Source organism: Streptomyces sp. NPDC031274 (assembly GCF_055570235.1).
The window spans coordinates 188,094-196,011 of sequence record NZ_JBVIHP010000021.1 but is presented as its reverse complement, the minus strand read 5'-3'; the positions used below and the strand labels follow the sequence as shown (position 1 = coordinate 196,011).

Below are 7,918 nucleotides of genomic sequence, written 5' to 3'. Positions count from 1 at the left end.
GACCCGAGGGGTCTGCTTGAGCCGTGTGCGCTGCGAGGCGCACGCACGGTTCTGAGGGGGCTGGAGCCCAGCAATGGGCTCCGGCTACCCGACCACCAGGAAGACGAACGGAGCGCACACCGACAACACGATCCGCTACAACATCACCTCCGACGACGGCCGCAAGCTGCCGCGCTTCGGCGGGCTCGCCGTCTACGGCCACGACGTGCGCAACCTGCGGATCTACCAGAACACCGTGGTCATGACGGCTCTGGAGAACGGAAAGAGTGGTCCCGCCCTGCGGCTGATGGACGGGGAGAAGGGCGTCACCGTGCGCAACAACACCTTCGTCACCGACGGCTCGCCGCTGGCCCTGGTGGACCGGGGCCTCACCGCCGAGAACGTCCTCCTGCAAGGCAACAACTACCGTGCGCCGCAGGGGCAGTGGGCCCTGCAGTGGGGCGACCACGCCTACACCGGCCTCGACACCTGGCGGAAGGCGACCGGCCAGGAACACGTCGGCGCAGAGCCGTCCGGCCTGACCGTCGACCCCTGCTTCTCCGGAGGCGAGCTGCCCGCCGTCGAATCCCCCGGCGACGCGCACCGGCTCGCCCCAAACTGCGCCGCCGTCGCGGACAAGGGCCTCGACCTGCGCGAGCTGTTCGGCATCGACCCCGGATCCGTCGACTACTTCGGCCGGGCGGTCGGTACACCTCCGCCGGTCGGTGCCGCTGTGCCGCAGACCGACTGAAGGTGCAGCCGTCCACCGCCCGTGCCTACGATCGTAGGAGCGAGACCCCAGGTTGACGCGTGTTCTCGGCCGGGTGTCCCTGCCACGCAGGGAGGCGCTTTGCCATTGCTTCGGGCACACCCTCGGGTACAGCCACGCCCTCATCGGCTGATGGCCTCCTACCTCGTCACGGTCGCCGCTCTCACCGCCGCCTACCTGACGCTGCCGGGCCTGCGCGCCCCGCTCTGGGCGCTCATCGGTCTCGGTGGCGTCGCTGCCGTCCTGATCGGTGTGCACGTCCACCGTCCCGCGCACCGCTGGCCGTGGTGGGTCCTTGCGGCCGGGCTCGCGGCGTTCGCCGCGGGCGACACGTACTACAACGTGGTCGAGCAGTACTTCCAGGCGTCGAATCCGTTCCCCTCACCGGCGGACGCCTGTTACCTCGCGGTATATCCGCTGCTCGCGGCGGGCCTCTTCGGCCTCGTCCGCTACCGCTGGGCGGGCCGTGACCTGCCGAGCCTCCTCGACGCGCTGATCATCACCGGCGGGCTCGCGCTGCCCGTCTGGGTCTACCTCGTCCAGCCCCTCACCGAGGTCGAGGGCCTGACCTGGCCGCAGCGCGCCATCAGCGTCGCCTACCCGCTGGGTGACGTACTGGTCCTGGCCCTCCTGGCCCGGCTGCTCACCCCGGGCTTCGCGACCGGCCACAACCCCGCCGTACGGCTGCTCGTCCTCGGCACGCTCACCCTGCTCGCCTTCGACATCGCGTACGGGATTCTGCAGCTCAACGGCCAGTGGCAGGCCGGCACTCTCCTGGACACCGGCTGGATCGTGTTCTACACGGCGTGGGGCCTTGCTGCGCTGCACCCCTCGATGGCGGACCTGACCGCCTACACACATCAGCGCCAGAGCCTGCTCCCACCGCCGCGCAGGCTCGTGCTGCTCGCCGCGGCCACCCTCATCGCACCGGCGATCCTGCTCTTGGAGGGCCTGCTGGACAGCGCCCATGACGCGGCCGTGATCGCCGCCTTCTCCGGCACGCTGTTCCTCCTGGTGATCCTGCGGCTCGCGGGCATGGTCGTGGCGTACCGCAAGGCCGTGGACCGAGAGCTGGCGCTGCGCGGCGCGGCCTCCTCGCTGGCGGCCGCGATCACCACGGAGGAGATCGCCCAGACCTGCGAGACGGCGGTCGCCGCACTTTCCGGGCCGGGAGCCCGGTCCGGGATCCTGCTCATGGAGCCGGGCGACACACCACCGGTTCCCTACGCCGCCCTGGACCTGCGCCGCACGCATCTGGTGCGGGCCTCGGCCCGGAGACCGCCGCACGCTTCGGGGCCACGCAGCGTGCGCTGGTGTGCCCCATGATCCAGCGCGACCGCCCGGCCGGGGACGACCCGCCGGGTGTGCTGATCGCGGGCGGCTCCGAGAAGACGCTCACCGAGAACTGGGGGTCCCTGGAGATCCTCGCCTCGCACGCCGGCCTGGCGAAGGAACGCATCGCACTCCGGCACGAGATCATCCGCCGAGAGAGCGAGGCGTACTTCCGTACGTTGGTGCGCAACGCCTCCGACGTCATCCTCATCGTCGACGACGACAACACCGTCCGGTACGCCAGCCCGTCCGCGCAGGCCGTCTTCGGGGACGCACCGCTGATCGGTTCGGAGCTGCCCACGCTGGTGGACCCGCGCGACAGCGACCGGGCGGCGCGGGTACTCACGGCCATGCGCAGCGGCGCACAGCATGAGCCCCACGACTACTGGTGGATGCCGCGGGGCGGCGGGCGCATCGAGGTGGAGGTGCGGTGCAGCGACCTGCGCCAGGATCCGACCGTCGGCGGGCTCGTCGTCACCCTGCGAGACGTGACCGAGCAGCGTCAGCTCGAGCACGAGCTCACCCAGCGGGCCTTTCACGACGCGCTGACCGGCCTTCCCAACCGGACGCTGCTCCTGGAGCGCATCGAGCGCGCGCTGCTGCGAGGCCGCCGGGAGTCGACGCTGACCTGCGTGCTCTTCATCGACCTCGACGACTTCAAGGTCGTCAACGACACTCTGGGGCACTCGGTCGGCGACCGGCTACTGACCGCGGCCGGCTCGCGCCTCTCGCGGTCGCTGCGCCGAAGCGACACCGCGGCCCGGCTCGGCGGCGACGAATTCGCCGTCCTGATGGAGGACGCGAAGCAGCCCGTCGACGCCGAGATCCTCGCCGCGCAGGTGGTGCAGGCGCTCAGCCGACCCTTCCACCTGTCCGGCGACAGCGTGAGCGTCTCGGCGAGCGTGGGCGTGGCCACCGCCGTGGACAGCGCGGACGCCGAGGAACTCCTCGCCCACGCCGACCTGGCTCTGTACGCCGCCAAGGCCGCGGGCAAGCGCCAATGGCGCCGCTTCCAGCAGCGGCTGCACGTCCGCATGGTGGAACGCCACGACCTGCAGGCGAGCCTGGACAGGGCCATCGCCGACGAGGGGTTCACGCTGCGCTATCAGCCCGTCATGGACATCAGCGCGAACAGCGGCCGAGCGGGCGGTTCGGCAGGCGCCGCCGAGATCGTCGGCTTCGAGGCCCTGGCCCGCTGGCCACACCCCCGACGCGGCCTGGTGCCGCCGCAGCAGTTCATCCCGCTCGCCGAGGAGACCGGGCACATCACGCCGCTGGGCGCCTGGGTCCTGGGCAGCGCCGCCACGGACATCGCCAGACTGCAGGGCGTGGGGCCCTCCTCGGCCCGTCGCCCCTACATCAGTGTCAACGTGTCCGCGCGCCAGTTCCGCGACCCGGGCTTCCTCGACGAGGTGCGCAAGGCTCTGGGAACACCCGGACTCGCCCCTGGTTCAGTGCAGTTGGAGATCACCGAGTCGGTCCTGATGCGGCGGGACGGGCAGATCCAGGCGGTCATGCAGGCATTGAAGGACCTCGGTGTCCGGATCGCGGTCGACGACTTCGGCACGGGATTCTCCTCGCTGCGCTACCTCCGGGAGTTCCCTATCGACGTACTCAAGATCGACAAGACATTCATCGACGACATCGCCGACGACCCCCGGCAGCTCGCCCTCGTCGAGGGAATCGTGCACCTGGCCGACACCATGGGCCTGCAGGTCATCGCCGAGGGGATCGAGGAGCCCACGCAGCGGGACCTGCTGGCCGGGATGGGCTGTGGGTTCGGGCAGGGCTACCTCTTCGCACGGCCGCTGACGGCCGAGCAGGGAGAGCGGTTCCTCCGCCGCCGCCTGGGAAACGGTGCCGCCGCTGCGGGCCCGGGAGCCGCGCGGGGCGGCCGGACCGCACACGCCGCCCCTTCCGTCACCGCCACACCGATCACCCCCACCACCCCGATCCCCTCGGAGAGGGAGAGCACCATGAGCGAACCGGACACCGGACTCCTGGGAGCACGGCGCGATCCACGCTGGGGCGATCTCGACCATCTGCGGCGGACCAGCCTGATGAGCGACTGCGTCCTGGACGAGGTCCGCGGCCGGCACATCCGCAGCGGGGACCACTGGCTCATCGACTTCGCCTCCTGCAACTACCTGGGCTTCGACCGCGATCCGGAGATCATCGACGCCATCGAACCCGCCGTACGCCGCTGGGGGACGCACCCCAGCTGGTCCCGGCTGCTCGGCAGCCCCCGTCTCTACCCCGAGATCGAGGAGCGGCTCGCCGCGCTGCTCGGAGCACCCGACGCCCTGCTGCTCCCGACGGCCACGCTGATCCACGCCTCGGTGATCCCCATACTCGCAGGCCAGGGCGAGGTCTTCGTCGAGGCCACGGCGCACCGCACCGTGTACGACGGCTGCGTGGCGGCCCGCGGGCAGGGCGCGACACTGCGGCGGTTCCACGCCGACCGACCCAGCGAACTGGCCGCCCTGCTCCGTGCGGCGCCCAGCGGCGCGGCTCGCCTGGTCTGCCTCGACGGCGTCGACAGCATGAGCGGGAACATCGCCGACATCCCCGAACTGGCCGGGATGTGCCGGGACCTGGACGCCACGCTCTACATCGACGACACCCACGGTTTCGGCGTCATCGGAGAGCGCGGCGCCGACGAACCGTGCCCCTACGGGATGCGCGGCAACAGCGTCGTGCGGCACACGGGCGAGACGTACGACAACATCGTGCTCGTCGGCGGCTTCTCCAAGGCGTACTCGTCACTGCTCGCCTTTCTCGCGCTGCCGTCCTGGCTCAAGGACCAACTGAAGGTCGCCGCCGCCCCCTACCTGTACTCCGGACCCTCGCCCACGGCCTCGCTCGCCACCGCGCTCGCCGGTCTGGAGGTCAACGACCGGCGCGGTGACGCCATCCGCGCCGATCTGCACCGCAAGACCGTCCAGGTGCTCGATCACGTGGCCCGGCTCGGCATCGACACGCTCAACTCCGATCAGCTGCCGATCGTGGAGATCCCGCTGGGCGACGCGTCCGACCTGGACGCGGTGGCCGGATTCCTGTGGGAGCAGGGCATCTATGTGACCCTGGCGGCCTATCCGCTCGTGCCGCACGACCGCGTCGGCTTCCGCGTGCAGCTCACGGCCCTGAACTCGGACGAGGACATCGACCGGCTCAACGCGGCCCTGACCCGACTGGCCGAACGGTTCCCGCTGCGACCGGGGAGCTGACACCCCATGGCCCCGACCCGCAACGACGACGTGGACTGGGACAGCTGGCCCGTGCAGGACTATCTCGGCGAGAACTACCGCGAGCTGCATCCCTCCGACGCCGCCGTCATCGCCCACCACTGCGCCTTCTACCGGCAGTTCGCCCCGGGAAGCGCCGCACGCTCCCTGGAGTTCGGGGCCGGGCCCAACCTCTATCCGCTGATCCTCGCCGCCGCCGCGAGCCGCCGCATCGATGCCGTCGAAGCGAGCGCGGCGGGCGTCGACTACCTGACCCGCCAGCTGGAACAGGGCCCGGACGAGAGCTGGTTGCCCTTCCACGCGCTGTGCCACCGCCTCAACCCCGCTCTGCCGCCTACGCTTCCGGAGGCACTCGCGGGTGTGCGCGTCGTCCACGGCGACATCCGGGCGCTGCCGCCGGGCACGTACGACATCGCGTCGATGAACTTCGTGGCCGAGGGCGTCACCGAGGACTTCGCGGAGTTCACGGACTTCTGCCGCCGCTTCGTGCGTTCCGTCGCGCCGGGCGGACATCTCGTCGCGGCGTTCATGGAGAACATGCCGACGTACCGCATCGGGCCCGCTTCGCGCTGGCCCGGCTGTCCGGTGGACCCGGCCGTCGTCACCGAGGTGTTCGCCCCGCTCACCGAGCGCCTCGCGGTCACCAGGATCGACACCGACCCGACGCTGCCGGACTACGGCGACTCCGGAATGGTGCTCCTGACGGCGGCGCGGCGCGGAACGTGAGCCCGCTCCTCAGACGCCCGCCTCCTGGAGCGCGAACGCCGTCTCCACCAGCGCGATGTGGCTGAACGCCTGGGGTGCGTTGCCCAGTTGGCGACGGCCGTCCGGATCCCACTGCTCCGCGAGCAGGCCCACGTCGTTGCGTACGTCCAGGACACGCTCGAACGTCTCCCGCGCCTGCTTGAGGTGGCCGGTCGCCGCCAGCGCGTCGGCGTACCAGAGGGAACACGCCACGAACGTGCCCTCGGATCCGCGCATGCCGTCCACGTCGTGCGTGCCGCCCCTGCCGTCGTGCGCGTACCTCCGCACGAATCCGTGGTGGTCCAGGTCCCGCATCGCCCGGACGGTGTCAAGCACACGCACGTCGTCGGCGGGCAGGAAGCCGACCTTGGGGATCAGCAGGGCCGACGCGTCCAGGGCGGGCGATCCGTAGGACTGCACGAACGACCGCCGCTCGTCGTCCCACCCCTCGCGGCACACCTCCCGGTGCACCGCGTCCCGCATCGCGCGCCACTGCCCCGCGAACTCGTTCCTGCCGAGCATCTCCCCCATCCGCAGGGCACGGTCGGCGGCGACCCACGACATGACCTTGGAGTGGACGAACTGCCGCCTGACGCCCCTGACTTCCCACAGGCCCTGATCCGGCTCACGCCAGTGCTCCCGCAGATGACTCATCAAGGATTCCACCAAGCTCCACAGATGGGGCTGCATCGGAATCCCCGCCCGCAGCGACAGGTAGAGCGTGTCGAGAACCTCGCCGTAGACGTCGAGCTGGAGCTGACCGACCGCGGCATTCCCGAACCGGACGGGCCGCGAACCCTCATAGCCGGGCAACCACGGCGCCTCTGCCTCCGGCAGCCGCCGCTGTCCTCCCACCCCGTACACCGCCTGCAGATCGGCGGGGTCGCCGGCCACGGCACGCACCAGCCAGTCGAGCCAGGCCGTCGCCTCGTCGCGGTAGCCGCTGCGCAGAAGGGCGGACAAGGTCAGCGTGGAATCGCGCAGCCAGCAATAGCGGTAGTCCCAGTTGCGTTCACCTCCCACGCACTCGGGGAGCGAAGTGGTCGGTGCCGCGACGATGCCACCCGTGGGTGCGTAGGTGAGGGCTTTCAGCGTGATCAGGGAACGCGTGACGGCCTCCCGCCAGGGGCCCTGGTAGCGGCACTGAGCGGTCCAGCGCCGCCAGAAGTCGCCGGTCGCCTTCAATGCCGTCTCCGCCGGTACGGTCAGCGGCTCAGGCGGCTCGGTCAGATGCGAGGGCGCCCATACGAGCTGCAGCGTGAGGCGCTGGCCCGCTGAGACGGTGAAGTCCAGGACGGTGGAGTCGAGAATGCCGCCATCGCGGGAGATGCCGTGGGCGGTATCGCGCGCTGTGGACGCGGTGTGGTCGAAGCCACCACGAATCTCCATCGGGCCATCGGCGCTCAGCCAGAGGGAATCCGGCCCGGCCACGGCGACCGTGCAGTGCTCCTGGGCTCGCACCCACGGCACGACACGGCCCTGGTTGAAGCGCGGCCGCAGGTCGCTGCGCATGGCGACAGCGCCGGACACTCCCTCGACGAGACGCACGATGCAGGGAAGTCGCACGCGGGGCGGCATGAAGTCCGTTACGCGTACGGCGCCGGTCGGGCACTCCCAGTAGGAATCCATGACCAGCGTGTCCTGGCGGTAAGCCCGCCGGGCACACGGACCCCCGTCGACCGGGGAAACCCGCCAGAATCCGTTGTCCGCCGTGCCGAGCAGCGCGGCGAAACAGGCGGGTGAGTCAAAACGCGGCAGGCAGAGCCAGTCGATCGACCCGTCCCTGCCGAGCATGGCAGCGGACTCCAGGTCACCGATGAGGGCGTAGTCCTCAATGCGTGCGTTCATG

Annotated in this window: 5 protein-coding genes; 4 read left to right on the top strand and 1 reads right to left on the bottom strand. The window is 70.7% G+C overall.

The window, feature by feature from the left end; translation table 11 throughout:
• Window positions 1–73 precede the first annotated feature (73 nt).
• The 4 genes from ACZ5CR_RS30375 (at window position 74) to ACZ5CR_RS30360 (ending at window position 6,051) form a co-directional block, all read left to right on the top strand.
• Window positions 74–730 (top strand): hypothetical protein, encoded by a 657-nt coding sequence (locus ACZ5CR_RS30375; protein WP_468863206.1) that lies wholly within the window; start codon window positions 74–76, stop codon window positions 728–730.
• A gap of 150 nt (window positions 731–880) precedes the next feature.
• The gene (locus ACZ5CR_RS30370) at window positions 881–2,074 is read left to right on the top strand and encodes a hypothetical protein (RefSeq protein WP_468863204.1); all 1,194 of its coding nucleotides are present in this window, start codon (window positions 881–883) and stop codon (window positions 2,072–2,074) included.
• Window positions 2,071–5,307 carry an aminotransferase class I/II-fold pyridoxal phosphate-dependent enzyme gene (locus ACZ5CR_RS30365; RefSeq protein ID WP_468863201.1) on the top strand — a complete coding sequence of 1,079 codons (3,237 nt, stop codon included), beginning with the start codon at window positions 2,071–2,073 and terminating at the stop codon, window positions 5,305–5,307. Before ACZ5CR_RS30370 ends, ACZ5CR_RS30365 begins: the two co-directional genes overlap by 4 nt.
• Before the next feature lie 6 nt (window positions 5,308–5,313).
• Complete coding sequence (locus ACZ5CR_RS30360; RefSeq protein ID WP_468863199.1) at window positions 5,314–6,051, top strand: class I SAM-dependent methyltransferase; 738 nt, start codon at window positions 5,314–5,316, stop codon at window positions 6,049–6,051.
• Window positions 6,052–6,060: 9 nt separating this feature from the next.
• Here the strand turns inward: ACZ5CR_RS30360 and ACZ5CR_RS30355 are convergent, their stop codons facing one another.
• On the bottom strand, window positions 6,061–7,917 hold the full coding sequence (locus ACZ5CR_RS30355; RefSeq protein ID WP_468863196.1) for a glycoside hydrolase family 15 protein: 1,857 nt from the start codon (window positions 7,915–7,917) through the stop codon (window positions 6,061–6,063).
• Window position 7,918: the final 1 nt, after the last annotated feature.